This is a genomic window from Rhizobium sp. NZLR11, from assembly GCF_019685115.1.
Lineage (GTDB): Bacteria > Pseudomonadota > Alphaproteobacteria > Rhizobiales > Rhizobiaceae > Rhizobium.
The window spans coordinates 1-25,433 of the sequence record NZ_JABDWD010000032.1; the positions used below are offsets into that span (position 1 = coordinate 1).

General features: G+C 61.6%; 22 protein-coding genes and 1 riboswitch. Of the genes, 14 read left to right on the top strand and 8 right to left on the bottom strand.

The annotated features are described in order from the left end of the window. The first annotated feature begins 270 nt into the window (after window positions 1-270). Window positions 271-456, top strand: a riboswitch (cobalamin riboswitch). Between the two features lie 41 nt (window positions 457-497). Next, window positions 498-1,187, top strand: coding sequence for a 5,6-dimethylbenzimidazole synthase (gene bluB / locus HJB83_RS31610; protein ID WP_221133164.1), 690 nt, complete (start codon window positions 498-500; stop codon window positions 1,185-1,187). 4 nt (window positions 1,188-1,191) lie between these two features. Here bluB and HJB83_RS31615 read toward each other — a convergent pair whose 3' ends face one another. Continuing rightward, a complete protein-coding gene (locus HJB83_RS31615; protein ID WP_221133165.1) occupies window positions 1,192-2,289 on the bottom strand; it encodes a DUF2865 domain-containing protein in 1,098 nt (365 codons plus the stop codon). Between the two features lie 152 nt (window positions 2,290-2,441). Between HJB83_RS31615 and HJB83_RS31620 the strand changes: the two genes are divergently transcribed. Further along, window positions 2,442-2,975 (top strand): ribonuclease H, encoded by a 534-nt coding sequence (locus HJB83_RS31620; protein ID WP_207580681.1) that lies wholly within the window; start codon window positions 2,442-2,444, stop codon window positions 2,973-2,975. Between the two features lie 52 nt (window positions 2,976-3,027). On the opposite strand, the gene HJB83_RS31625 is transcribed toward HJB83_RS31620, so the two are convergent. Further along, window positions 3,028-5,340, bottom strand: coding sequence for an NADP-dependent malic enzyme (locus tag HJB83_RS31625; RefSeq protein WP_221159773.1), 2,313 nt, complete (start codon window positions 5,338-5,340; stop codon window positions 3,028-3,030). Window positions 5,341-5,502: 162 nt separating this feature from the next. Between HJB83_RS31625 and HJB83_RS31630 the strand changes: the two genes are divergently transcribed. After that, entirely contained in the window at window positions 5,503-5,943 is a 441-nt protein-coding gene (locus tag HJB83_RS31630; protein ID WP_221133178.1) for a GNAT family N-acetyltransferase, read from the top strand. Window positions 5,944-5,963: 20 nt separating this feature from the next. On the opposite strand, the gene HJB83_RS31635 is transcribed toward HJB83_RS31630, so the two are convergent. Further along, window positions 5,964-6,590, bottom strand: coding sequence for a LysE family translocator (locus HJB83_RS31635; protein WP_207580679.1), 627 nt, complete (start codon window positions 6,588-6,590; stop codon window positions 5,964-5,966). A gap of 296 nt (window positions 6,591-6,886) precedes the next feature. Here HJB83_RS31635 and HJB83_RS31640 point away from each other — a divergent pair, with 296 nt between their 5' ends. Then, complete coding sequence (locus HJB83_RS31640; RefSeq protein WP_221133167.1) at window positions 6,887-8,326, top strand: FAD-binding oxidoreductase; 1,440 nt, start codon at window positions 6,887-6,889, stop codon at window positions 8,324-8,326. Between the two features lie 55 nt (window positions 8,327-8,381). Here HJB83_RS31640 and HJB83_RS31645 read toward each other — a convergent pair whose 3' ends face one another. Further along, complete coding sequence (locus tag HJB83_RS31645; RefSeq protein ID WP_221133168.1) at window positions 8,382-8,942, bottom strand: TetR/AcrR family transcriptional regulator; 561 nt, start codon at window positions 8,940-8,942, stop codon at window positions 8,382-8,384. Window positions 8,943-9,182: 240 nt separating this feature from the next. Between HJB83_RS31645 and HJB83_RS31650 the strand changes: the two genes are divergently transcribed. Together HJB83_RS31650 and HJB83_RS31655 are read left to right on the top strand one after the other, a co-directional pair. After that, window positions 9,183-10,355, top strand: coding sequence for an efflux RND transporter periplasmic adaptor subunit (locus HJB83_RS31650; protein WP_221117073.1), 1,173 nt, complete (start codon window positions 9,183-9,185; stop codon window positions 10,353-10,355). A 5-nt stretch (window positions 10,356-10,360) separates the two neighbouring features. After that, window positions 10,361-13,513 carry an efflux RND transporter permease subunit gene (locus tag HJB83_RS31655; RefSeq protein WP_221117074.1) on the top strand — a complete coding sequence of 1,051 codons (3,153 nt, stop codon included), beginning with the start codon at window positions 10,361-10,363 and terminating at the stop codon, window positions 13,511-13,513. Window positions 13,514-13,606: 93 nt separating this feature from the next. Here the strand turns inward: HJB83_RS31655 and HJB83_RS31660 are convergent, their stop codons facing one another. Continuing rightward, window positions 13,607-14,356, bottom strand: coding sequence for a histidine phosphatase family protein (locus HJB83_RS31660; RefSeq protein WP_221117075.1), 750 nt, complete (start codon window positions 14,354-14,356; stop codon window positions 13,607-13,609). Window positions 14,357-14,499: 143 nt separating this feature from the next. Between HJB83_RS31660 and HJB83_RS31665 the strand changes: the two genes are divergently transcribed. After that, window positions 14,500-15,342, top strand: coding sequence for a UDP-2,3-diacylglucosamine diphosphatase (locus HJB83_RS31665; protein ID WP_164014159.1), 843 nt, complete (start codon window positions 14,500-14,502; stop codon window positions 15,340-15,342). Window positions 15,343-15,539: 197 nt separating this feature from the next. Continuing rightward, on the top strand, window positions 15,540-16,757 hold the full coding sequence (locus HJB83_RS31670; protein WP_207580674.1) for an MFS transporter: 1,218 nt from the start codon (window positions 15,540-15,542) through the stop codon (window positions 16,755-16,757). Here HJB83_RS31670 and dgcA read toward each other — a convergent pair. Next, the gene (gene dgcA, locus HJB83_RS31675; protein ID WP_221133169.1) at window positions 16,709-17,692 is read right to left on the bottom strand and encodes an N-acetyl-D-Glu racemase DgcA; all 984 of its coding nucleotides are present in this window, start codon (window positions 17,690-17,692) and stop codon (window positions 16,709-16,711) included. The genes HJB83_RS31670 and dgcA overlap by 49 nt on opposite strands. Before the next feature lie 98 nt (window positions 17,693-17,790). On the opposite strand from dgcA, the gene HJB83_RS31680 reads away from it, so the two are divergent. From HJB83_RS31680 to HJB83_RS31695, 4 genes are read left to right on the top strand one after another with little or no spacing between them, the layout of a single operon-like run. Next, the gene (locus tag HJB83_RS31680) at window positions 17,791-18,960 is read left to right on the top strand and encodes an ABC transporter permease (RefSeq protein ID WP_221133170.1); all 1,170 of its coding nucleotides are present in this window, start codon (window positions 17,791-17,793) and stop codon (window positions 18,958-18,960) included. Window position 18,961: 1 nt separating this feature from the next. Continuing rightward, window positions 18,962-19,804, top strand: a complete 843-nt coding sequence (locus tag HJB83_RS31685) for an ABC transporter ATP-binding protein (RefSeq protein ID WP_221133171.1) — start codon at window positions 18,962-18,964, stop codon at window positions 19,802-19,804. A gap of 9 nt (window positions 19,805-19,813) precedes the next feature. After that, window positions 19,814-21,184 (top strand): MlaD family protein, encoded by a 1,371-nt coding sequence (locus HJB83_RS31690; protein ID WP_164014169.1) that lies wholly within the window; start codon window positions 19,814-19,816, stop codon window positions 21,182-21,184. A 24-nt stretch (window positions 21,185-21,208) separates the two neighbouring features. Beyond that, the gene (locus tag HJB83_RS31695; protein WP_207580670.1) at window positions 21,209-21,820 is read left to right on the top strand and encodes an ABC-type transport auxiliary lipoprotein family protein; all 612 of its coding nucleotides are present in this window, start codon (window positions 21,209-21,211) and stop codon (window positions 21,818-21,820) included. Window positions 21,821-22,026: 206 nt separating this feature from the next. Here the strand turns inward: HJB83_RS31695 and HJB83_RS31700 are convergent, their stop codons facing one another. After that, window positions 22,027-22,902, bottom strand: coding sequence for a D-alanyl-D-alanine carboxypeptidase family protein (locus tag HJB83_RS31700; protein ID WP_221133172.1), 876 nt, complete (start codon window positions 22,900-22,902; stop codon window positions 22,027-22,029). Between the two features lie 362 nt (window positions 22,903-23,264). On the opposite strand from HJB83_RS31700, the gene HJB83_RS31705 reads away from it, so the two are divergent. Together HJB83_RS31705 and HJB83_RS31710 are read left to right on the top strand one after the other, a co-directional pair. Next, complete coding sequence (locus tag HJB83_RS31705) at window positions 23,265-24,014, top strand: aminoacyl--tRNA ligase-related protein (RefSeq protein WP_221133173.1); 750 nt, start codon at window positions 23,265-23,267, stop codon at window positions 24,012-24,014. Between the two features lie 191 nt (window positions 24,015-24,205). After that, window positions 24,206-24,721: an AAA family ATPase gene (locus HJB83_RS31710; protein WP_221117077.1), complete on the top strand. Its 516-nt coding sequence runs from the start codon at window positions 24,206-24,208 to the stop codon at window positions 24,719-24,721. 133 nt (window positions 24,722-24,854) lie between these two features. On the opposite strand, the gene HJB83_RS31715 is transcribed toward HJB83_RS31710, so the two are convergent. Further along, window positions 24,855-25,415 carry a cysteine hydrolase family protein gene (locus HJB83_RS31715; RefSeq protein ID WP_207580666.1) on the bottom strand — a complete coding sequence of 187 codons (561 nt, stop codon included), beginning with the start codon at window positions 25,413-25,415 and terminating at the stop codon, window positions 24,855-24,857. Window positions 25,416-25,433: the final 18 nt, after the last annotated feature.

A 25,433-nucleotide genomic window follows, 5' to 3' on the forward strand; every position in this document is an offset into this window, starting at 1 on the left:
GGCTCATCCACGGTTGTAACCAGAGGGGGAACGGGCGACTTCGTCACGCCTCTGGCCGGGTGGCCACCCGGCCAGAGGCTCAATCGCTTCCATCGCACAAAATCTCTAACGTGCAGATACAAGGGGGTGAGCGGCGAAGTCGCGAATGCGGTGAGCGCGGGCGAAGGGCAATGAATGGTGTGCCGTGCGGCCCCCTCATCCGACCCTTCGGGCCACCTTCTCCCCGCTGGGGAGAAGGGGACTCCCGGCTTGCCGTAGCGCTGCTTTCCTGAAATAGATGCGCCGTCAGGTGCCCGCCGGCCAGGCGGGAGAATCGGGAATCCGGTGCAAGACCGGAACGTGCCCAACGCTGTAAGGCTGACGTCTGCCGCTAATCATGCCACTGGCTTTGCCGGGAAGGCTGCGGCAGACGGATGACGCCAAGTCAGAAGACCGGCCTGGCAAGATAGACCCAACCCGCGCGGACGGCGGGCGGTTGCGTTGTTGGGGATTTGACGATGCGACCCTTTGATGAGGATGCCCTTCCGGCGGCGTCCGGTTTTTCCTTGGCCGAACGCGAGGCCGTCTATCATGCGATCTTGACGCGGCGCGACGTTCGCAGCCAGTTCCTGCCTGACCCCTTGCCGGACGACGTCGTAGAACGGCTGCTGGCGGCCGCTCATCACGCACCCTCCGTCGGCTTCATGCAGCCGTGGAATTTCATTCTGGTGAAAAGTCCAACGGTGCGCGCGCGCGTCCGCGATGCCTTTGCCAAGGCGAACGAAGAGGCGGCATTGATGTTTGAGGGCGAACGGCAGCAGGCCTACCGCTCCCTCAAGCTCGAAGGCATCGCAGAGGCGCCGCTCGGCATCTGCGTGACCTGCGATCCCACGCGCAGCGGCAGCGTGGTGCTGGGGAGGACGCACAATCCGCGGATGGATAGCTATTCCACCGTCTGCGCCATCCAGAATCTCTGGCTTGCGGCGCGCGCCGAAGGGATCGGTATCGGCTGGGTCAGCATCTTTCACGAAGGCGACCTGAAAACGATTCTCGGCATACCCGAGCATATCGAGGTGGTCGCCTGGCTCTGCGCCGGTTTTGTCGATCGGCTCTATGATCAGCCGGAACTCTCCGTCAAAGGTTGGCGGCAGCGGCTGCCGCTCGAGGAACTCGTCTTCCACGACGGCTGGGGGCGGACCGAGCCGTAGCCAATTACTGCTGCTGCTGGGGTTGGGGGCCAGGTGCGGCAGGATTGGCGAGATCGATCGAGCCCTGGTCACCGGCAAGGAACTGCGGGCCGACCTGGCGGACCTTGTTCTGCGTTGGGTCGTACGGGCGCTCCGGCACGGATGGCTGCGGCGCGGCAGCCGTACCATCCTTCACCGGCGGATTGGTGTGGATGGTGGTGATCGAGCCTTGTTGCGGCGGCTGGCTTACCGCCTGCTTGCCGCGCATCTCGTCATAATAGGCGGTGAGATTGCAGGCGCAGGAGGTCTTTTCGCCGGGCGTGCGGTTCTTGTAGGCAAAAGCGTTTTTCATGGCGCTGTAGGGTGTGCCGGTCGCGACCGAGATCATGTTCGAGGCTTCGGTGCTCGTCACCTCGCGATAGAACAGTTGGGTTTCGATCCCCGGGCACATCTTGGCGCAGGTCTGGGCATCGCGGCCGAAATCGACCGAAGTGGCGTTCGAGCTGATCGGGAAGAAACCGCCATCGCAGCTGCGCACGCACATGGTGCTGACCGGCGACAGCATCTCGGCTCGCGGCAGGCCGTAGCGCGGGTCGGCCTCCTCACCACCGCCGAGCGGTATGAAGGTATCGGAGCGCATCGCCTGTTCCTCGACGCTCGGGGCAGGGTCGTTGGCGCTGCGCTCGTCAGGCGCATAGAAATTCTCGCTGTTGCAGCCATTGCTATCGAGCGCAGACATCAGCTCCCGCCGGGCGCCGTCATCGGCGCCGTTCCGGCCGGTCAGCTCGTTGCGGCGATCTTGGAGGTAACCGATATTGTCGATCATTCGGGCTTCGGAGTCCGAGAGCTCGGCGCAATAATCGGCATTCTGGCCGCCGATCACCACCATGCTGCCCGAGGTGCAGCCGTAACTGCGCAGGTCGTTGCGAACCTTGCGCAGCTCGAGGTTCTGCTCGGCCATGGCGCTGGAATATTGGCGGGCTTCCGGACCGTTGCCATTGCCGATCGATCGCGGCAGGTCGGCGAGACGGCCGCGCAGGTCCTCACAGACGGCACTAGTCTGCGCGGCGGCGGGCGCTGAGAAAGCGAGGAGGACGGCGAGAGACAGGTTTCGGCGTTTCACGGCGTCGTCCCGGAATGAGCAAACGGTCGGTGGGTCGAATGCGACGTCAACGGCCGCGCGTTTTCCCTTAACGGATTTCTCTTAATAAGCTCAGAGAAAATCCTACCGTATTTTCGTAATCTTATCCAGCAATCGCCTGGGACTCGGTTAAAATGACAGGCATTCCCGACGAGATCCGACCCTCAGCACCGACATCAGGCGTAGCGGAAACCCAACACGGCCTTCACGTCTTCGCGGACGGTTGTTTTGAGCCCGGTTCCGGGCATGGAGGCTGGTCGTTTGTCGCTTATCGCGATGCGGTGGAAATCGCGGCGGACTTAGGTGGCGTTGGAGATTCCAGCAATAATTCGATGGAATTGACCGCCGTTCTCAGGGCGGCCATGTGGATCAACAGCCAAACAACCGGCGAAGCTGCGACCATCTGGTCCGATTCCGTCTATGCCGTCAAAGGCTGTAACAGCCGGCGACATATCTGGAAGAACAATGGCTGGAAGAAAAGCAGCCCGAATGGACATGGCCGAAGGCGAACGATCGATAATGCGGAACTCTGGAAAGCGATCGATCTTCAATTATCCCGGAACGCCCTGGTGACCATTGCCTGGTGCAAGGGTCATTCAGGGATTATCGGCAACGAACGCGCGGATGCGCTCGCGGGCAGAGGACGCCTGTCGATAGAGGGTGGTTGACAGGGCGTCGGGCCGGTCTCAAGCGCCTGTCGTTTGCTTGCCGGCAACCGGCTTAAGCCGGTTGCGATGCTTCGACGACGGCCAGCGCCGCCATGTTGACGACGCCGCGGGAGGTGACCGAGGGGGCAAGGATGTGGGCAGGCAGGGCGGTGCCGAGCAGGATCGGCCCGACATGCAGACCATCGGTCATCGACTTCACCACGCCAAGCGTGATGTTGGCGGCGTCGAGGTTCGGGAAGACCAGAAGGTTTGCCTCATCGTGCAGGGTCGTATCCGGCATGACGCGCTTGCGCAGCGCTTCGGTGATGGCGCTTTCGCCGTGCATCTCGCCGTCGACCTCGAGATCTGGGGCGGCCTCGCGCACAAGCTGCAGGGCGTTGCGCATCTTTGTGGCACTTTCGGATTCGCGCGAGCCGAAGTTGGAATGCGAAACGAGGGCAGCGCGCGGCGTGATGCCGAAACGGCGGATTTCCTCGGCCGCCAGCACCGTTGCCTCGGCGATTTCTTCGGCGTTCGGATTGAAGGTGACGTAGGTATCGGTGAAGAAGGTGGCGCCGCGCTGTGAGATCATCAGGCTGAGGGCCGAGAAATCACGAACATCCTTGCGCTTGCCGATGATCTGGCGGACGTCGCGCAGGTGCTTCTCGTAGCGGCCTTCCAGACCGCAGATCAGCGCATCGGCCTCGCCGCGCCTCAGCGCCAGTGCGCCGATGACGGTGGTGTTGGTGCGCACGATGGTGCGGGCGGCTTCGGGAATGACGCCGCGGCGGCCGACCAGCGAGAAATAGAGATCGACATATTCGCGGAAGCGCGGATCGTCTTCCGGATTGATGACCTCGAAATCCTGCAGCGGGCGGATACGCAGACCGTAGCGCTTCAGGCGGGTCTCGATGACCTGCGGGCGGCCGATCAGGATCGGTTCGGCGAGGCCTTCCTCGAGCAGCACCTGGGCGGCGCGCAACACGCGCTCGTCTTCGCCTTCGGAGAAGATGACACGCTTGCGTTCTGCTGCCTTGGCCGCGGTGAAGATCGGCTTCATGACGAAACCGGAGCGGAAGACGAAGCGGTTCAGCTGATCGAGATAGGCGTCGAAATCCTGGATCGGGCGGCGCGCCACGCCGCTCTGTTCGGCGGCCTTGGCAACCGCAGGGGCGATGCGCAGGATGAGGCGCGGATCGAAGGGCGAGGGGATCAGGTAGTCGGGGCCGAAGACGGGCGTTTCGCCGGAATAGGCGCGGGCAGCGACATCCGACGGCTCTTCGCGGGCAAGGGCGGCGATGGCACTCACGGCCGCCATCTTCATTTCCTCGTTGATCGTCTCGGCGCCGCAATCGAGCGCGCCGCGGAAGATATAGGGGAAGCAGAGGACGTTGTTGACCTGGTTGGCGAAATCCGAGCGGCCGGTGCAGATCATCGCATCGGGGCGGGCGGCACGGGCAAGATCCGGCATGATTTCCGGCGTCGGATTGGCGAGCGCCATGATCAGCGGCTTATCGGCCATCTGCGCCAGCAGCTCGGGCTTCAGTACGCCGGCGGCCGACAGACCGAGGAAGACGTCGGCGCCGCCGATATTTTCGGCGAGCGTACGCGTCTCGCTCCTCTGGGCGTAGACGGATTTCCATTCGTCCATCAGCTCGATGCGGCCCTCATAGACGAGGCCTTCGAGATCGTGGACCCAGATGTTTTCGCGCTTGGCGCCGAGGATCACCAGCAGGTTCAGGCAGGCAAGGGCGGCTGCACCGGCGCCGGAGGCGACGATCTTGACGTTTTCGATCGCCTTGCCGGCGAGTTCCAGCCCGTTGAGGATCGCGGCGGCGACGATGATTGCCGTGCCGTGCTGATCGTCGTGGAAGACCGGGATCTTCATCTTTTCGCGCAGGCGCCGCTCGACCTCGAAACATTCCGGCGCCTTGATGTCTTCGAGATTGATGCCGCCGAAGGTCGGCTCCAGCGAGGCGATAGTCGAGACCATCTGCTCGACGCCTGCGGCGTCGATTTCGATATCGAAGACATCGATGCCGGCGAATTTCTTGAAGAGCACGGCCTTGCCCTCCATCACCGGCTTCGAGGCCAGCGGGCCGATATTGCCGAGGCCAAGCACTGCCGTGCCGTTGGAAATGACGGCGACGAGATTGGCGCGCGAGGTATATTCGGCCGCCATTTCGGGATTGTCGCGGATGGCAAGGCAGGGGGCTGCGACGCCGGGCGAATAGGCAAGTGCCAGGTCGCGCTGGTTGCCGAGCGGCTTGGTTGCCTGGATCTCCAGTTTGCCGGGGCGGGGATAGCGGTGGAAGAACAGCGCCTGCTCGTCGAGATCGCCGCCTGTCAGGTTCTTTTCCGTCTTGGATTTTTCCTGGTGATCCATTGCCGCCTCCGTGCACGTCTTTTGTGCTCCCTGCATACATCAATCGGTTAGCGGCGACAGTATGGAAATAGGGATGGGAGAAGTTTTCGTGAGACGGGCGGGCGGAGGGGCATCTCCAATTGACAGCTGGACACTGCGCGATCGCTGCCTCATCCTTTGGTGATGCTGCCCATCCTCGAAATCCTCCCGAATGAGCCAACCGCCGAAGAGCGGAACGAAGTGCTCAAATTGCTATTGGACTTCAACGCTCCGCACACGACTCACCTGATCGACCAGCCCGATCTCGGGATAGTCCTGAGAGATCCCGACACTTTCGACATCATCGGGGGTCTCTATGCCGTGGAGGAGTACAATTGGCTTTTTATCAAATACCTGGTTGTTCCAGCTGCGCGCAGAGGCGAAGGTTTTGGTACCAAGCTGATGGAGCAGGCAGAGCGCATAGCCCGCGAGCGCGCTTGTTTGGGTATCTTTCTCGACACCTTCGATTTTCAAGCGAAACCCTTCTATCTCAAACTGGGCTTCGAGCAGTTCGGCGAACTTGAAGGCGACGCCCAAACGCCGCGCCGTTTCTTCCTGAGAAAGCTATTTTCCAGCGTGCGCTGATATTTGCGCGAAGCAGCAGGTTACTGCTGCTGAAGGGCGAGCCTGGCACCCAAGGCCATGTAAACCGTGCCGACGACCTTTCCCTGCCACCGCCCAACCCGACGGTTGCTCTGCAGCCAGCCGCCAATAGAACCGGCCGCGATCGCCAGAAGCGACGTTACGCAGATGCTGAGCCCGACGAAAATGATTCCGAGCAGGGCGAATTGTGCGATGGCGGACCCGCTTTCCGGATGGATGAACTGCGGCAGGAAAGCCAAGAAGAACAAAGCCGTCTTGGGATTCAGGATCTCGGTAAAGAGTCCCTGACGAAAGGCGCGCATGGGGCTGATCGCTTGTGCCTTGGGCATGTCGAGGCTTTGCGCCTTCTCGAAGAAGGCCCGGAATCCGAGATAAATCAGGTAAGCGACGCCGGCATATTTGACGATTTCAAACGCCAGGGCTGACGTGGCAAGCAATGCCGACAGGCCGAAGGTTGCCATCGTCGTATGGACAAGATCACCCGCAGCAATGCCGAGGCCCGTTGCCATTCCGGCGCGTTTGCCGCCGCTGATGGCTCTGGCCAGGGTGAGGAGTGTGGCCGGCCCCGGAATGATCATCAGACCCAGCACCACCAGGACATAGGTTGTCAAAACACCGAAACTGACCATCGATCTTCTCCAGGTTGGCGATCCTGTCTATCGCAATGGCAAATCAAAGCAACGAATTTGCATCCCGCCATTTACGAGGTTGCAAAGTAGGAACTTGCGCGGCGATCGCAACGGGCTACCACGCAAGGATCGCCGTCCGTCGGCGCCGGTACAAATTTTAAAAGTAATCTCAACGAGATACGCTTCGTTCTACCACGTCTATGTTAGCTAATCCTTTTCGAAACTTGTTTGCCGAAGGCAACGGGCGCAAAATCCCGGCCGCGACGGTGCGGGGCGCCGGTCGCATGGAGGAAACCATGGACAATTTGAACCTGACGACCCTGCAAAAGGGGCAGACGATGGTCAATGACGTGGCCATCGATGCGTTTGCCGCCGGATTTCGCGGCAATCTCCTGACCAGTAAAGACATGGATTACAATGAGGCGCGGGCGATCTGGAATGCGATGATCGACCGGCGGCCCGGGCTTATCGCGCGTTGCGCCGGCGCTGCCGATGTCGTGCGCGCGGTGCGGTTTGCGCGCGACAATAATCTGCTCGTTTCGGTGCGCGGCGGCGGCCACGGTATTGCCGGCAACGCCGTCTGCGAGGGCGGCGTCGTCATCGACCTGTCGGCGATGAAATCGGTGCGGGTCGACCCGGAGACGCGCCGCGCCAGGATCGAGCCGGGGGCAACGCTTGCCGACGTCGACCAGGAAACGCTCGCCTTCGGGCTGGTGCTGCCGACCGGCATCAATTCGACCACCGGCATAGCCGGCCTGACGCTCGGCGGCGGTTTCGGCTGGCTGACCCGCAAATTCGGGCTGACGATCGACAATCTGATTTCGGTGGATGTGGTGACGGCCGATGGCGAGCTGGTCAAGGCGAGCGAGACGGAAAGACCGGACCTGTTCTGGGCGTTGCGCGGCGGTGGCGGCAATTTCGGCGTCGTTACCTCCTTCGAATTCCAGCTCAACCCGCTCAAGACAGAGGTCCTCGCCGGGCTGGTGGTGCATCCGTTCGCTGACGCGGAAAAGGTGCTGAGGGAATATCGGCAGGCGCTGGAAGCCGCACCCGATGAACTGACCTGCTGGGTGGTGATGCGCCAGGCGCCGCCGCTGCCGTTCCTTCCGGCCGAATGGCATGGCAAAGAGGTCGTGGTGCTTGCGATGTGCTATTGCGGAGACATCGCGGCCGGGGAAAAAGCGACGGAAAGATTGCGGGCGATCGGAAAACCGATTGCCGACGTCGTCGGCCCGGTACCGTTTACCGGCTGGCAGCAGGCATTCGACCCGCTGCTGACGCCAGGTGCGCGCAATTACTGGAAGAGCCAGGATTTCGCCTCGCTCTCCGACGCAGCGATCGAGGTGTTGCTCAACGCCGTGCGCAAGCTGCCGGGACCAGAATGCGAAATCTTCATCGGCCATGTCGGCGGTGCGGCCGGCCGCATTCCGACTGAGGCCACCGCATTTCCGCAGCGCAGCTCGCATTTCGTCATGAACGTGCATGCACGCTGGCGGGAAAGCGGGATGGATGCAAGCTGCACCGGCTGGGCGCGTGAGCTTTTCGAGGCAACCAAGCCGCATGCTGTGGGAACCGCCTATATCAACTTCATGCCTGAGGACGAGGCCGATCGGGTGGAAAGCGCCTATGGCGCCAATTACGGCCGGCTTGCCGAAATCAAGCGGCGCTACGATCCGAACAATCTGTTCCGCATGAACCAGAACGTCAAACCGACGGTGGCCGTGCGGGCTGCTTAGCCGGATCATCCCGCGCTCAAGTGACAGCGCTCGGGCGCGGGATGCCGATCGGCTGTCACCCCTCGGTGAGTTCGATCAATTCCTTCAGCAGAGCCGTGTCGTCCGAGCCGGCGCGGTCGTCTGGCCTTAGGACATGGGCGAGCCATGCGCCATCCGCCGCCAGGCGAATGATTTCGAGCCGCATTCCCGCGTCGGTTTCGGCGTGCCTGACCAGCCGGTCATTGATCCATTTGTGCCAGAGGCTTTTGGAGTAGGGGTCGGCCAGCACGGTCATCGTCTGCGCCGACCATGGGCTGTTGTTGAGAGCGCGATCGGAAAAAAGAGTACGGACATAGGCGCGGCTGAATGTGCCGTGGCCGCCCTTGTCCCTTTCCAGTTCCTGGTCGATTTCGCGGTCGAGGTTTTCCATCATACCGTCGAACACGGCCTCAATAAGAGCCTGCTTATTGGGGAAGTGGTGAAACAGACCTCCTTTTGTCACACCGGCAGCACTTGCGACTGCCTGCAGGCTGACGGCGGCCAGACCCTGCTCCAGTGCCAGCTTGGTGGCACAATCGAGAAGAGCCTGCCGCACGACTTCCGGTTGTTTCTTTCTGTTGCGGGGACTATCTATCAATGCATGACCTGGGTTCGAGATGCGTTTCGTGACGAGAAGACCGGAGGGGATCAGTATCACTCCCGGGATCGCGGAGCTATCATACCAAAAGAAGTGATGTCGCTATCATACCAACCGGTAGGTATCTTGCAATCCGAAATAAGATTGGCTATCTGTCGGCACAGGAGGCCCGCCGAACGTCATTTCGGCGGGCTGTGCTTTTTTGGACCTCAGCGGGACCATCAGGAAGGCTAGTGGATTATGCATTTTCATACGAAAACAGTGCGTTACGCACTAACGCTGGCGCTGTTCCTCGGCGTGGGATTGCCGGTTCACGCCCAGGAAGGCGGCGCCATGCCGCCGGCCGCCGTCAGCGTGCTGACGCTGAACGCGCGTCCGGTTCCCGTTGTCAGCGAATTGCCCGGCCGCATCGCCGCGACGCGTGTTTCGGAGGTGAGGGCCCGGGTTTCCGGCATCCTGCAGGAACGGGTGTTCGAGCAGGGCAGTCTCGTTCATCAGGGCGACGTGCTCTATCGGATCGATCCGGCCCTGTTCCGGGTCCGCGTCGCCAGCGCCGAAGCCAGCCTCGAGCGCGCCAGGGCGACGCAGCTGAATGCCCGGCAGCAGCTGGATCGGCAGAAGTCGCTGCGCGACCGCGATGTCGCAAGCGGGGTCGAATATGATGCGGCGGCTGTCGCCCTTGCCCAGGCCGACGCCGATGTCGCGCTGGCGCAGGCAGCACTCGACGAAGCGAAGATCAATCTCGGCTATACCGAAATCCGGGCACCGATCTCAGGCATCATCGGCGCCGCACTGGTGACCGAAGGCGCGTTGGTGACGGCAGATGCCGGCGATGCGCTGGCGATGATCCAGCAGATCGACCCCGTCTATGCCGACTTCACGCAATCCTCCGGCGACTTGCTGGCGCTGAAGCGGGCGGTCGAGAATGGCAACCTCGCCTCGACGGAACAAGGCAAAGCCGACATCAAACTCGTCTTCGACGACGGCACGGTCTACGCCCAGGCCGGAAAACTGCTGTTCCGCAGCGCCAGCGTCGATGCGACGACGGGCCAGGTTACCCTGCGCGGCGAATTCCCCAATCCCAACGGCGATCTGCTGCCGGGTCTTTACGTCAGGGTCCGCATCGAGCAGGCCGTCCGCGAGAAGGCGATCCTCATCCCGCAACGCGCCGTCATCCGTGCGGCCGATGGCAAGGCGCAGGTCTATGTCGTAGAGGACGGAGACGTGGCGCAGCCGCGCGACGTCGAGCTCGGTCAATCCTCCGGCAATGAATGGGTGGTCGAAAGCGGCCTGTCTGCTGGCGAACGCCTGGTCGTCGACGGCGTGCAGAAACTGCAGCCGGGCGCCAAGGTCGCGCCGGAAGCGTGGCGGGATGGCGAAGTCGCGTCCGGCGACGCCAAGAAGCCGGAGTAAGATCAATGGCACGTTTCTTTATCGATCGCCCGATCCTGGCATGGGTCTTTGCGATCTTCATCTCCATCGCCGGCCTGATCGCGCTGCCGTTCCTCCCGGTCGCACAATATCCGAAGGTCGCGCCGCCGCAGCTCAGCATTACTACCAGCTATCCCGGCGCATCGCCGCAGGACATCTATCAGGGCGTCACCCGGCAGATCGAGGAAGAGCTGAACGGGGTCGAGCACCTTGCCTATTTCGAATCGACCTCCGACACCTCGGGCGCGATGACGATCACCGCGACGTTTGCGGCGGGCACCGATATCGACCAGGCCTCCGTCGACGTTCAGAATGCCATCCGCCGCGTCGAGCCGCGGCTGCCGCAATCCGTCAAGGATCAGGGCGTCACAGTCGAGGAGGCGTCGTCCGGCTTCCTGATGTTCATCTCGCTGACCTCGACCGACGGCAAGACCGATGAGGTGGCGCTCGGCGACTATCTCAACCGGAACGTCATCGGCGAGCTACGCCGTCTCGACGGCGTCGGCCGGGCGCAGCTGTTTGCCTCGCAGCGGGCGATGCGCATCTGGATCGATCCCGACAAGATGGTCGGCTTGAACCTCACCGCCTCCGACATCAGCGGGGCGATCTCGGCGCAGAATGCCCAAGTTGCGGCGGGCCAGATCGGCGCCGCACCCAATCCGATCTCGCAAGACCTGACGGCGACGGTACTGGTGAAGGGTCAGCTGACCGACAGCAAGGAATTCGGGAACATCGTGCTGCGCGCCAATGCCGACGGGTCGAACGTCCGGCTGCGCGACGTCGCGCGGATCGAAGAGGGCAGCGAGAGCTACAGCTTCTCCACCCGGCTGAACGGGCAACCGAGCGCTGCCATCGCCATCCAGCTGTCGTCGACGGGCAACGCCGTCAACACGTCCAATCTGGTCAAGGCGAAGATGGAGGAGCTGTCGCGTTTCTTCCCGGCGGGCGTCGAATATTCCGTTCCCTACGACACCAGCCCGTTCGTCTCGGCATCGATCGAGAAGGTGGCGCATACGCTCGCAGAAGCCGTCGCCCTCGTCTTTATCGTCATGCTCGTCTTCCTGCAAAGCTTCCGCTACACCATCATTCCGACGCTCGTCGTGCCGGTCGCGCTGCTCGGGACGCTGGCGGTGATGTTTGCCGCCGGCTTCTCGATCAACGTGTTGACGATGTTTGCGATGGTGCTTGCCATCGGCATCCTCGTCGATGACGCCATCGTCGTGGTCGAGAACGTCGAGCGTCTGATGGCGGTGGAAGGCCTGTCGCCGAAGGAGGCGACCAAAAAGGCGATGCGGCAGATCACCGGCGCAATCCTCGGCATCACGCTGGTGCTCTCCTGCGTCTTCGTGCCGATGGCGTTCTTCCCGGGTTCGACAGGCATCATTTACCGCCAGTTCAGCCTGACCATGGTCGTCTCGATCCTGTTTTCGGCCTTCCTGGCGCTGTCGCTGACGCCGGCGCTCTGCGCGACTTTCCTGAAGCCGATCAAGGGCCATCACGAGAAGAAGGGCATCGCCGGCTGGTTCAACCGAAAGTTCGAACGGCTGACCGGCAGGTACGCCCGCGCCGTCGAGGGACTGGCCAAGCGCTCCTGGCGGGTCATGGCGGTCTATGTCGCGGTCGTCGTCGGTCTCGGCTATCTCTTCGTCAACCTGCCGAGCAGTTTCGTGCCGGACGAGGACCAGGGCTTCCTGATCGTCGACGTGCAGGGGCCGCCCGAGGCGAGCCGTAACCGCACGGTCGCCTCGCTCGAAAGCATCGAGGCGATCTTCAAGAAGGAGCCGGCGGTTGCCAACGTCGTGGCGATCCAGGGCTTCAGCTTTTCGGGGCAGGGGCCGAATGCCGCCCTGGTGTTCGTTACCCTGAAGGACTGGGCCGAGCGTGGCGCGGGCAATTCGGTGCAGGAGATCTCCAACCGCGTCAATATGCAGCTGTTTGCGTTGAAGGATGCGACTTCCTTCGCATTGTCGCCGCCGCCGATCGAAGGCTTCGGCACGACCAACGGCTTCACCTTCCGCCTTCAGGATCGCGGGGCAAAGGGCCAGGCGGCACTGACCGAGGCGGCAGGAATGCTGCTCGGCAAGGCATCTGAGAACCCCATCATCGCCGGTATCCGGCCGGAGGGCATGCCTGATTCGGCTCAGCTGGTGCTCGTCATCGATCGCGAAAAGGCCAATACCTTCGGCGTCGCCTTCGCCGACATCAACAGCACGATCACCGCCAATCTCGGTTCGAGCTACGTCAACGACTTCCCGAATTCCGGCCGCATGCAGCGCGTCATCGTGCAGGCACAGGACAAGAGCAGGCTTCAGGCCGAAGACCTGATGAAACTCAACGTCCGCAATGCGAGCGGCGGCATGGTGCCGCTCTCATCCTTCGCGGTCGCCGAGTGGCAGAAGGGGCCGGCGCAGATCGTCGGTTACAACGGCTATCCCTCTGTTCGCATTTCGGGCGCTCCGGCGCCGGGATATTCATCGGGCGCGGCGATTACCGAAATGGAACGGCTGGCCTCCGAGCTTCCCGACGGCTTCGGCTTCGAATGGACCGGCCAGTCGCTGGAGGAGCTCAAATCGGGATCGCAGGCGCCCTTCCTGTTCGGTCTCAGCATCCTTTTCGTCTTCCTGCTGCTATCGGGGCTATACGAGAGCTGGTCGATCCCGTTGTCGGTGATGCTGGTCGTGCCGCTTGGGGTCATCGGCTGCGTGCTCGCGGTAATGAGCCGCGACATGTCCAACGACATCTACTTCAAGGTCGGCCTGATCGCGATCATCGGTCTGTCGGCGAAGAACGCCATCCTGATCGTCGAATTCGCCAAGGACGGCTTTGCCGAGGGAAAATCGCTGATGGATGCCGCGATCGAAGGCGCTCGGCTGCGCTTCCGGCCGATCATCATGACCTCGCTCGCCTTTACATTGGGCGTGGTGCCGCTGGCAATCGCCACCGGCCCAAGTGCGGCCAGCCAGAATGCGATCGGCACCGGCGTGCTGGGCGGCATGGTCTCGGCGACGGTGCTGGCGATCTTCTTCGTTCCCGTCTTCTTCGTCTTCGTGCTGCGTCTCTTGAGGATGAAGCGGCCGGAGACTGTGAACGAGGAGGCACCGGCCGGGCAGGAACCGGCAACGGTGACGTCGCCGACATAGGGTGACCAGTCACCCGAGGTGAAGGTTCACCCGAGGCGACGAATAACCTGAGGTGAGGAGTTGGCGGGTTGCCTTGTGTAATCCGCCAGAAACCTATCCACCGGGCTTCGGCGTGATCGTCACGTCGGCGCCATAGGCATCGCGCAGTTCACTTTCCTGTCCCGGCTGCCGGTCGGCCGCCTGGTGCAGCAGGGTCGACACGTATCCTTGCGAGCGCGTCCCCTCGATCAACGTGATATCGGCATTTCCAGGATTGTCGGAACGCTCGAACCATTCGACGGGGCGGTGCAGAAAATTCATTTCGACCGCCCGGTTGGTGACGCCATGGCCGACGATCACGACGTTGTGGCTGCTATTTTCAGCGTCGCGCATGACGGTCTGAAGGAAAAGGCGGACACGCTGGGCCACATCCGCCCGGCTCTCGCCATCTGGCGGCCGCGCGTAGAACTTGCCGCTGTTGCTGCGCAGTCTCGCCCATTTTTCGAATTCCTCGGGAAATTTCTGCTTCTGTTCGGCATGGTCATAGATTTCGGTGAACAGACCGAAATCCTGCTCGCGCAGCAGGTAATCCTCCCGGATTTCGCCGACATAGCTTTCCGGCAGGGCTGTAAGCAAGGCATCCTTACTTTGCCGTGTTCTGAGGAATGGCGAGTACCAGATCTGCAGCTTGCGGAAATCCGCGCCCGGCAGTGTCTTCAAATAGGAGGCGATCGCGCCGCCGGCTTCCACCGCCTGGCGGTGACCCCACTCGGTCAGCGGCACATTGTGATCGCCGAATTGCCGATAGGCCTGTTCGTTGAGGTTGCCGAGAGATTCGCCGTGGCGAACGAGAAAGAGACGCATCAGCCATCCCGCATTGTCGGATATGAGTCGCCTTCATCATGAACGCGCTCGATGGAGAGGGCAATATTGCCGGCGCGCAGGGCTTTTCCCCAGTCTGTCATCTTCCTGAAACACGAGTCTGGTTTTGGAAGGCTAGATGAAAGATGGGGCATGAGCGACAGCTCGTGATAGACATGATGGAACCCAGACATTTCCGAACGCTCTTCATTTCCGATGTCCATCTCGGCTCGAAGGCCGCGAAGGCCGATTTCCTTTTGGATTTCCTGCGCCACCACGAGGCCGATACGATCGTGCTCGTCGGCGACATCGTCGACGGCTGGCGCCTGAAGCGCAGCTGGTACTGGCCGCAGGTCTGCAACGATGTCGTCCAGAAGCTGCTGCGCAAGGCCCGCAAGGGCACACGCGTCGTCTATATCCCCGGCAATCACGACGAATTCCTGCGCGACTTCCCGGGAATGCATTTCGGCGGCATCGAGGTCGTCGACCGCATGATGCATGATGGCGCCGACGGCAAAAAATACCTGATTTTGCACGGCGACGAGTTCGATGTGGTCGTCCGCAACGCACGCCTGCTCGCCTATCTCGGCGACTGGGCCTACGATACTGCGATCCGCATCAACATCCTCCTGGCGGCAGTGCGCCGACGCCTCGGCATGCCTTACTGGTCGTTCTCGGCCTGGGCGAAGCTGCAGGTCAAGCATGCCGTCAACTTCATCGGTGAGTTCGAGCGCGTCGTGACAGAGGAAGCCCGCAAAAGCGGCGCCGACGGCGTGATCTGCGGACACATCCATCATGCCATCATCCAGGACATGGACGGCATCCGCTACATCAATACGGGCGATTGGGTGGAAAGCTGCACGGCGGTGGCCGAGCACGACGACGGCACGTTCGAACTGATCACCTGGCGGGCGCTTGCCAGCAGTGTGCCGGCGCTTGCCGCCATCGAAATGCATGACCAGGGCGAGTTCGCCCCGCAGGCCGCGTGATTTGGGGGCGCCTGATTTGAGGGCCGTCTGATTTTTGGGGCCGGCGTATCAGCGCCGCGCGCTCCAGGAGTTTAGCCGTTACCGTCAGGCGACAGGCACTATTTATTTTCTAAAACGTTTCAGTAGGGCTATTTCTCGCAATGGTCGCCTCCAGGGTGGTGTGTTAGGACAACGATCAGTTTCCTTCAGGTCCACCGATGATTCCCGCTCAACATTCCCCGAGTGAGGGAGCGCCTCCGCGCTTCCGGCTGCTCAGCGCGCTTTCCTATTGCGCGCCACTGCTCGTCAACGGCATCGTTCTGCCGTTCTTTCCGATGTGGCTCGCAACCCACAGCTTCAGCGACCACGAGATCGGCGTTATCCTTGCCATACCGATGGTGGTTCGCGTGTTGGTGGCGCCTGTTGTCGCCATGATCGCCGACCGTTTGAAGGAGCGCGCCGACGTGCTGCTCTGGTCGGGCAGCCTGTCGCTGCTGACGGCGATCGCGCTGTTCTGGACGACGACCTTCTGGCCGGTGACGATCGTCTATGCACTGCAGGGCGCCACTTTCGCGCCCTATGTGCCCGTCGTCGAATCGATCGTCATCTCGGGCGTGCGCCGCTGGGGCCTCGATTACGGGTCAATGCGCGTCTGGGGTTCGATTGCCTTCATCGTCTCGACGCTGGTCGGTGGCCAGCTGATCAGCCGGTGGGGCGGCGGGATGGTGCTTGATATCATGGTGTTCGGCTTTGCCATGACCGTGGTCATGGCAATCTTCTGCCCGCGCATCGGGCCGACGCGTCGGCGTGGCCAGCCGATCAACATTCCGGCCGCCACCGGCAGCGGGTTGCGCGAGCCGCACTTGCTGCTGCTGCTGATCGGTGTCGCCATTCAGCAGTCCAGCCATGCGGTGCTCAACGCCTTTTCATCGATCTACTGGCATCATCTCGGCTTTTCCGGCACTGAGGTCGGCCTGCTCTGGAGCGTCGGCGTCGCTTCCGAAGTGACGGTGTTCTTCCTGTCGAAGCGTCTCAACCGGCGCTTCGACGCCTGGACCCTGATCCGCTTCGGCTGCGCGGTCAGCGTCTGCCGCTGGATACTGTTTCCGATGAATACCGGCTTTGCCGGTTTTTTCCTGCTGCAATGTTTCCACGGCTTCACCTATGCCTTCGTGCATACCGGGGTGCAGCGGCGGATCATGGCGACGGTGCAGGAGACGCAGGAATCCTCGGCGCAAGGCGCCTACTTCTTCTATGTCGGCATGGCAATGGCGCTGATGACGCTGGCGTCGGGTTATCTCTATGCCTGGCTCGGCGTCGTCAGCTATTACGTCATGGCGCTCGTCGCGTTCTCAGGTCTCGGCCTCGTCATCTCAGCTTACTACCTTCAGCCCCAAAGCGTGCTTTCAGGCGGAAAGACCAGGGAAGCGGCGTAGCGCAGGCCGGGTTCGCGATCGCGGGCAAGCAGCAGCGGACCGTCGAGATCGACGAAATCGGCATTCTGGGCGAGCAGCACGGCCGGCGCCATGGCAAGCGAGGTGCCGACCATGCAGCCGATCATGATGCTGAAACCGAGCCGTTCTGCCTCGGCCTTCATCGCCAGGGCCTCCGTCAGGCCTCCCGTCTTGTCGAGCTTGATGTTAATCGCGTCATAGCGGTCTGCAAGGCTTGCGAGATCGCCGGTGTGGTGGACACTTTCGTCGGCGCAGACGAGAAGCGGGCGACGGATTTCGGCAAGCAGAGCGTCGCGGCCGGCCGGCAACGGCTGCTCGACGAGAGCCACACCCGCTTGCGCCGCGATGTTGAGATGTCGTTCGAGCACGGCTTCCGGCCAGCCTTCATTGGCGTCAAGGATGATGGCGGCATCGGGTGCGGCCGCGCGGACGGCGCGGATACGGCTTTCATCGTCGCCGGTTCCGACCTTGACCTTGAGCAGCGCGCGGCCTGCATGTTCGCGCGCCTTTGCGGCCATCACCTCCGGCTCGCCGAGCGAGATGGTGTAAGCGGTGGTGAGCGGCTTCAGATCGGCAAGGCCGAGACGGGCCGCCACGCTTTCACCCGTTTGTTTCGCTTCCAGGTCCCAGAGGGCGCAATCGACGGCGTTGCGGGCAGCGCCCGGCGGCATGGCGGACAAGAGGTCGCGGCGGGAGATCCCGGCCTCGATCAGCGGACGCGCCGCCTCGATCTGGGCAAAAACGCTCTCCATGGTCTCACCGTAGCGGCGATAGGGCACGCATTCGCCAAGCCCTTGTACACCGTCTTCGGAGAGCGTGCAGGTAATCACCTCGGCCTCGGTCTTTACGCCGCGCGAGATGGTGAAGGTCCCGGCAATCGGAAATGAATTCATCTGGATATCGAGGGTGCGCGGCATTATTGCTGTCCTGTGAGCATGGAATTCGCACGTTGCTTCTGTATATTGACGCGCCGGGCGGCGAACGATCCGCCGAGTCGGCAATGTCGCCGTGAGCCTTGAAAGACATAGGTATCTTGAACGCCGAGAATCGCAACGTTGCCTCACTTGACGTGGACGACCAGTCCGATGGCTCGGGGCAGCATGTTCGTCTCAGAGGCAGCTGGCGTAGTGCCTATGTGCATTTCGTGCTGCGTGACTTCGAGAAGCTGCTGCACCAGAAGGCCGGTGACCTGACGGTCGATCTTTCCGACATTACGGATATCGATACCGCCGGGATCTGGCTGCTGTGCCGGCTGAAGAAGGAAGAGGAGGCGGCCGGACGGTCGGTCCGCTTCGAAGGCACCAATCAGCATATCGACGAAATGCTGGCGATGTTCTCCGAGGAGTCGGCCAAACCGGAGCCGGAGTTTAAGGAGAAGGTGTCGCTTGCTGGGCGCATCTTCGCGCCGGTCGGCAAGATGGCCTACGACGTCTGGGACAATTTCGCCGCCGCCATGTATATTCTCGGCTCGGCGGTGCGCGGCGCACAGATGAAGTTCGGCCGCGGCAGCGGCGTTTCGCCGGCCTCGATCATCAACCAAATCGACAATATGGGCGTTCGCGCCGTTCCGATCATCCTTCTGATGTCGTTTCTGATCGGGGCGATCATTGCCCAGCAGGGCGCCTTCCAGCTGCGCTACTTCGGTGCCGAGGTCTTCGTCGTCGATCTCGTCGGCATCCTGCAATTGCGCGAAATCGGCGTGCTGTTGACCTCGATCATGATCGCCGGCCGTTCGGGCAGCGCGATCACCGCCGAGATCGGCTCGATGAAGATGCGCGAGGAGATCGACGCGCTGAAGGTGATGGGGCTCAACCCGATCGGCGTACTGATCTTCCCGCGACTGGTGGCGCTGACCATCGCGCTGCCGCTTTTGACGGTGCTGGCAAATTTCGCCTCGCTCGGTGGTGCGGCCGCCGTCGCCTGGGGCTATTCCGGCATCACCTTCGCCAACTTCCTGTCGCGCCTGCACGAGGCGGTGACGCTGTCCACGGTGCTCTCAGGCATGATCAAGGCGCCGTTCATGGCGCTGGTCATCGGCATCGTCGCCGCCGTCGAAGGGCTGAAGGTCGGCGGCAGCGCGGAATCGCTCGGCCAGCATGTGACGGCCGCGGTGGTGAAGGCGATTTTCGTCGTCATCCTGATGGACGGGCTTTTTGCGATGTTCTATGCAGCGATCGACTTCTAGCATGGCGAATCGCGTGGACGAGAAACCAATCGATACGGAAGACAGAAACGAGAGAGACATCGTGCTCTCGGCGCGCGACGTCACCGTCGCCTTCGGCTCCAAGGTGGTGCTCGACAATCTCAACCTCGACATCTATCGCGGCGAAATCCTCGGCTTCGTCGGCGCGTCGGGCACCGGCAAATCGGTGCTGATGCGCACGGTGCTGAGGCTATTGCCGCGCCGCTCCGGCACGATCAAGATCCTCGGCCAGGATTTCGACGAACTCGACGAACCGCAGCGCAACGCGCTCGACATGCGGCTTGGCGTGCTGTTCCAGCAGGGGGCCCTGTTTTCGTCGCTGACGGTCAAGGAAAACATCCAGGTGCCGATGCGCGAATATCTCGACCTGCCGCGCTCGCTGATGGACGAACTGGCGCATCTGAAGATCCGCATGGTCGGGCTCGCAGCCGATGCCGCCGACAAATACCCGTCCGAACTGTCAGGCGGCATGATCAAGCGCGCCGCCCTTGCCCGTGCACTCTCGCTTGATCCTGAACTCGTCTTCCTGGATGAACCGACCTCGGGTCTCGACCCGATCGGCGCCGCCGAATTCGATGAACTGATCGCCAACCTGCGCGATAGTCTGGGACTGACCGTCTATATGGTAACGCATGATCTCGACAGCCTGTTTTCGGTCTGCGACCGTATTGCCGTGCTCGGAAAGAAACGGGTAATGGTGGAAGGCACGATCAACGACATGCTGGCCTACGACGATCCGTGGGTGCAAGCCTATTTCAAGGGCAAGCGGGCGCGCTCGATCGTGCCGCAGGATGATGGCGCGCGGCACGGCAGCAGCGGGAAGTGACCGGATAAGATGGAAACCAAAGCCAATTATACGATTGTCGGTTTTTTCACGGTGCTGGTCATCGCGGCGGCCTTCGGCTTCGTCTACTGGATGGCCGAATATGGCCGTGGTGGCCCGATGACCGAGCTGATCGTGCGTATTCCGGGTTCGGCCAACGGCCTCAGCGTCGGCTCGCCGGTGCGCTTCAACGGCATTCAGATCGGCTCGGTGCAGACACTGTCGATCGATGCCGACGATCCGCAATATTCGCTGGCTTTCACCCAGGTGCGCACCGATGCGCCGATCTACCCTTCCACCAAAGCCGCCCTTGAAATCCAGGGCTTGACCGGGGCTGCCTATATCGAACTTTCAGGTGGCCGCAAGGGCGAGGAAAGCATCCTCCAACATGCGCTCGACAACGGCAAACGCGCTGTCATCGTCGCCGACCAGTCGAGCGTCACCAATCTTTTGGCGACCGCCGACAAGATCCTCGATCGCGCCAATGATGCGGTCGGTGAGCTTCAGGGTTTCATCGAGGATTCACGCGCGCCGCTGACCCAGACGTTCAAGAATGCCGAGACGTTCTCGGATGCGCTTGCCAAGAATTCCGGCAATATCGACGCCTTCTTGCAGAGTGTGGGTGAGCTTTCCAATACGGTGAAGGCGGTCTCCGGCCGTGTCGATTCGACGCTTCAAGCTGTGGAATCGCTGGTCAAGGCGGTTGATGCGAAGAAGATCGACAACATCGTTTCCAACGCCGACAAGATCACCGCCAATGTCGCCGATGCCTCTGGCGACCTTAAGGGGGCGATCCAGAAGTTCGACCAGACGGCCACCACCTTCAACGATTTCGGAAAACAGGCACAGGCGACGCTCGACCGCGTCGACACGCTTGTCGCCCAGATCGACCCGGCCAAGCTGAAGGGCTCGGTTGACGATATCTCGCAGGCGACCAAGGATGCACGCGCCGCGGTCGCGTCGATCCGCGATGTCGCCAACACGGTTTCGGGGCGTCAGAAAGATATCGACCAGACGATCCAGGACGTCTCGCAGCTTGCCAACAAGCTGAATTCGGCCTCGACCCGCATCGACGGTATCCTGATCAAAGTCGATGCCTTGCTTGGAACCGACAACACACAATCGCTGTTTACCGAGGCGCGCGATACGCTGGAATCCTTCAAGAAGGTCGCCGACAACCTGAATGCGCGCATCGGGCCGATCGCCGACAATCTGCAGAAATTCTCAAGCGGCGGTTTGCGCGACGTGCAGACGCTCGTCAACGACATGCGTGGAACCGTCAACAATCTGAACGATACGATCACCAACTTCGACCGCAATCCCCAACGGCTGATCTTCGGCGGGGACACGGTGAAGCAATATGACGGCCGGACGCGGCGTTAACTGGGAAGTCAGGGGTAGCCTAATATGGTCGCATCGCATCTGTTGTCGCGCCGTTCATGGATCAGGGGAACGGTGATCGCGCTGCCGCTGACGGCGCTGATCCTTTCCGGGTGCGGCACTGCGGCCAAGAACGATACCTATGACCTTTCCGCCGCCGTCGACGGCGACGGACCGGCGGCCAAATCCCGCCAGATCCTGATCGCATCGCCAACGGCGCTGAGTGCGCTCGGCAGCGAGCAGATCGTCATCCGCGTCTCGTCCTCGGAAATCCAGTATCTCTCGCGGGCGCAATGGGGCGACAAGCTGCCGCGCATGGTGCAGTCGAAGCTGGTGGAAGCCTTCGAGAACTCCGGCAAGCTCGGTGGCGTCGGCATGCCGGGGCAGGGACTGGCGATCGACTATCAGGTCGTCACCGATATCCGCTCCTTCGAGATCGACGCTTCAAACGGCAACCAGGCGGTGGTCGAAATCTCCGCCAAGATCCTCAACGACCGCAACGGCTCGGTGCGCGCCCAGAAGGTATTCCGCGCCACGGCGCCGGCCGGCGGCGATAATGGCGGCTTCGTCAAGGGTCTCGACCGTGCCTTCTCAATGGTTGCCTCCGAGATCGTCAACTGGACGCTGCGCTCGATCTGATCCGGTGTTTGCAGGAGAACGCCGCAATGTGACCTTGCCGGCGTTTAAAAATATTTGTCCCGACGGCGCCTGGATTGTCACCCTATCCAATTTAGCCTGAGGGTAGTTTTCAGATAACCGGCAGCAAAAACCTGTCGGCAGGTTTCTGTTTCCTGCATGCCGTTATCTCAAACGCTGGGCATTTTCGGGCGACGTGCATCGAGCGCTTATTTCGTCGGTTGCGAATCCGTCATCGTCGCTCCCGGCTGGTTGCCCGGTGTCGTGGAAGCTGTCGCACTCGATGACGACGACAGGGTGCTGTCCAGCAGTCCTGCCATCTTGTCGTCGCGCAGGCCTGCGGTCTTTTCGCCCATGACAACGCCGACGACGCGGCGGCCATCCTTCAGCGCCGATGTCACGACATTGTAGCCCGATGCATCGGTAAAGCCGGTCTTGATGCCGTCGACGCCGTCATAGCGATACATGAGGTTGTTGTGGCCGCGCAGCTTCATGCCGCGGAACTGGAAGCCGCGCATGGAAAATAGCTTGAACTCCTCGGGGAAATCCCGCATCAGCGAGACGCCGAGGGTCGCCATATCGCGTGCGGTGGTGACCTGCTCGGGATCGGGAAGGCCCGAGGGATTCTTGAAGACAGTATCCTTCATGCCGAGTTGGCGCGCCTTGTCCGTCATCGCCATGGCGAAAGCCTGTTCGGAGCCACCAAGCTGTTCGGCGATCGCCACGGCAGAGTCGTTGGCAGACAAGACGACGATGCTTTCGACCGCTTCGCGCAGCGTCACCTGGCGGCCTGCGCCGACAGCGAGTTTAAAGGGTTCCTTGCTCTCGGCATTTTCCGACATGGTGAGCTTCTGCTCCCAGTTGAGGCGCCGCTCATGCAGGGCCTCGAAGGCGAGATAGAGAGTCATCATCTTGGTCAACGACGCCGGATAATTCAATTCGTCCTGATTGGAGCCTTCGAGGACCTGACCGGAGTGCGCATCGACGACGAAGCTTGCCTGGCCGGCCTGGGCCAGAGTGAAAGCGCCCATCAGCATGGCGGACGAGAGCGCGGTGGCAAGGAGCCGGGAGGTCGTCTTGGTCATCGATGTTACTGTCTCTGTCGTTGGACGGTCGGGTGAGCCATCGGCTAAACGCAAGCGGATCCAGAAAGTTTGTGACGAAATGAAGGACAGGCGGCAATAAAAAGGCCCCATCCACAGCTGATTGCTTTTGTCTTACCGTCTTGGGTTTTGACAATGGCGCGCAGGGCACGTAGAAATTCAACATGAGCATGAAGCGCGCGCCTTTCTCCCGCCATATCAGCACCTGCCTGCAGGCTGCGATTGTGTGCGCTTTTGACGGACGAGGTCTCTGCGTCCTGCTGTGACGTCGGGGCGCTCTCTGCGTCCGGCTGGACGTAAAGCCCCTCACCACGTCAATCCAGGTTGCCAGGGAGACAGGCACCGTGCTCAATCTTTATCATGTCAATTCGCTCGTCCATTGGGAGGAGCGCGAGATCCATCTGCGCGATCATATGATCGGCTTCTTCTCGCAAGAGGTCCGCAGTTTTCTGAGATCGGTCAATCCGGCCTGGGATGTTCGAAGGGTCGAGGCTCCCACCTTGATGCCGCGATCACTGGTTTCGAGCGCTTATTCGAATGCCGATATCTGGGTCCAGGAACAGCTGTCAGCCGGTGATGCCGCGCTGGTACTGAGGCCGGAGACCACGCCATCGACCTATGCCTACATGCAGCATATTCTCGGCAATCACTCGAAGACGCGGCTACCGCTCTGCGTCTGGCAGGCCGGCAGATCCTATCGCCGTGAGCAGGAGCAGCCGACCAAACACATGCGGCTGAAGGAGTTCTGGCAGCTCGAATTCCAATGCGCCTTCACGGCCGACAGCGGCAACGACAATCACGCCGCCTGCCTCGAATCGGTGCGCCGCATGATCGCCTCGCTGATCCCTCTGCCGACGCGGATCGTGGCCTCCGACCGGCTGCCGGCCTATTCCGAGGTGACGATGGATATCGAGGTCGACAATGGCAACAAGTGGATGGAGGTCTGCTCGATCTCGCGGCGCACCGATTTTCCGCAGCGCTACCGGTCGCAGCCGAAGAAGGGAGCTGCCGTCGACCATGATGTCCTCGTGCTCGAGATCGCCATCGGCCTCGATCGGTGCATCTACAACTGGAACATATCAGCGGATCGGTAAGAATGGAGCCGGGGACGCTGGTGGCGGTTCCGGCTCTCCGCGATGGCGATGCGCGGGGTAGCGGGGTTCTGTCGTCGCCGGCGCGTTGGACCTTCGGGCATCTCGTTGGTAAGAGCTATGATCAGCGAAGGGGCACGATTGTCGTTCTCCTTCGCCCGAGATGTATTCACTCAACGACAGGATCGGAAACCATGCTGATTATCTTCGGCGGCTTGCCGGGTAGTGGAAAAACGACTGTCGCCCGCGCGCTCGCGAAACGGCTGGGAGCCGTGTATGTGAGGGTTGACACCATCGAGCAGGCGATCAGAGCGGGTGTCCCTTCAACAGACGTCGGTCCGGCAGGTTATGTTGTCGCCTATGGGGTTGCCGAGGATAATCTCACGCTCGGCCGTATGGTGATCGCCGACTCGGTCAATCCTCTTCAGATAACGCGCGACGCCTGGCTGGCAGTCGCGGCGCGATCTGCGGTGACCGCGGTCGAAGTCGAGGTGATATGTTCCGACAAGATCGAGCATCGCCGCCGGGTCGAGACGCGTAAAACCGACGTCGAAGGGCTTGTCAAACCGACGTGGCAGGAAACCGTCGAGCGGGTGTATGACCATTGGGAGCGGAGGCCGATCGTTGTCGATACGGCCGCGAAGGATGTGCAAGAGATCGTCGACGCGTTGATCGTCAGGCTGGGGATTGATCGTCCGCTTTCGATTTGATGCCGGGTCTTGTAGGGCGTGCCGTGAATGCCCTTCTGCCCTGCCGGGCATGTCCCCCATAAGGCGGGAGAATACAGGAGGCATGGACTATCGGTCCCTCTCTGCCGGCGGACGATATGTCTCTGCCGACGTTTTATGAAAAAGCAATGTCGGCGGCCGGGCGGATATCCACCGTCGCCTTGCCCGCGTCGAAACCGTCGAGCGTTTCATTGTGGTGGGCGATGATCGCGGAGAAGGTGAGGGTCGCCGTATCGCCGGTGGTGTGGCCATCGGCAATCAAAGTCACATCATATCCGAGGGAAACGGCGCGCCTGACTGTCGTGTCGACGCAAAATTGCGACATGCAGCCGCCGATGACGAGGCGGGTGACCGAGCGTTCGTTCAGGCGTTCGGCAAGATCGGTTTCGAAGAAGGAGTCGGCGCTCTTCTTGCGCACGACCACCTCGCCCTGTCTCGGCGCAATCTCCTCGCGCAGTGCCCATCCCGCCGTGCCGACGGCCAATCGATGACCGGTGTCGCCGTCATGCTGGACGAGCACGATCGGCGCGCCTGCCTGCCGAGCCTTTTCTTGCAGTGCGGCCAGCCGCGCGACGGTGCCGTCGAGTGCTGCATCGATCTGAGGCTGCCTCTCCAGCGTAGCTTTTCGGGAGAGGATCGCATTCTGCACGTCGATGATCAGAAGGGCCTGGGTCATTCGGGAGAGGTTTCCGTG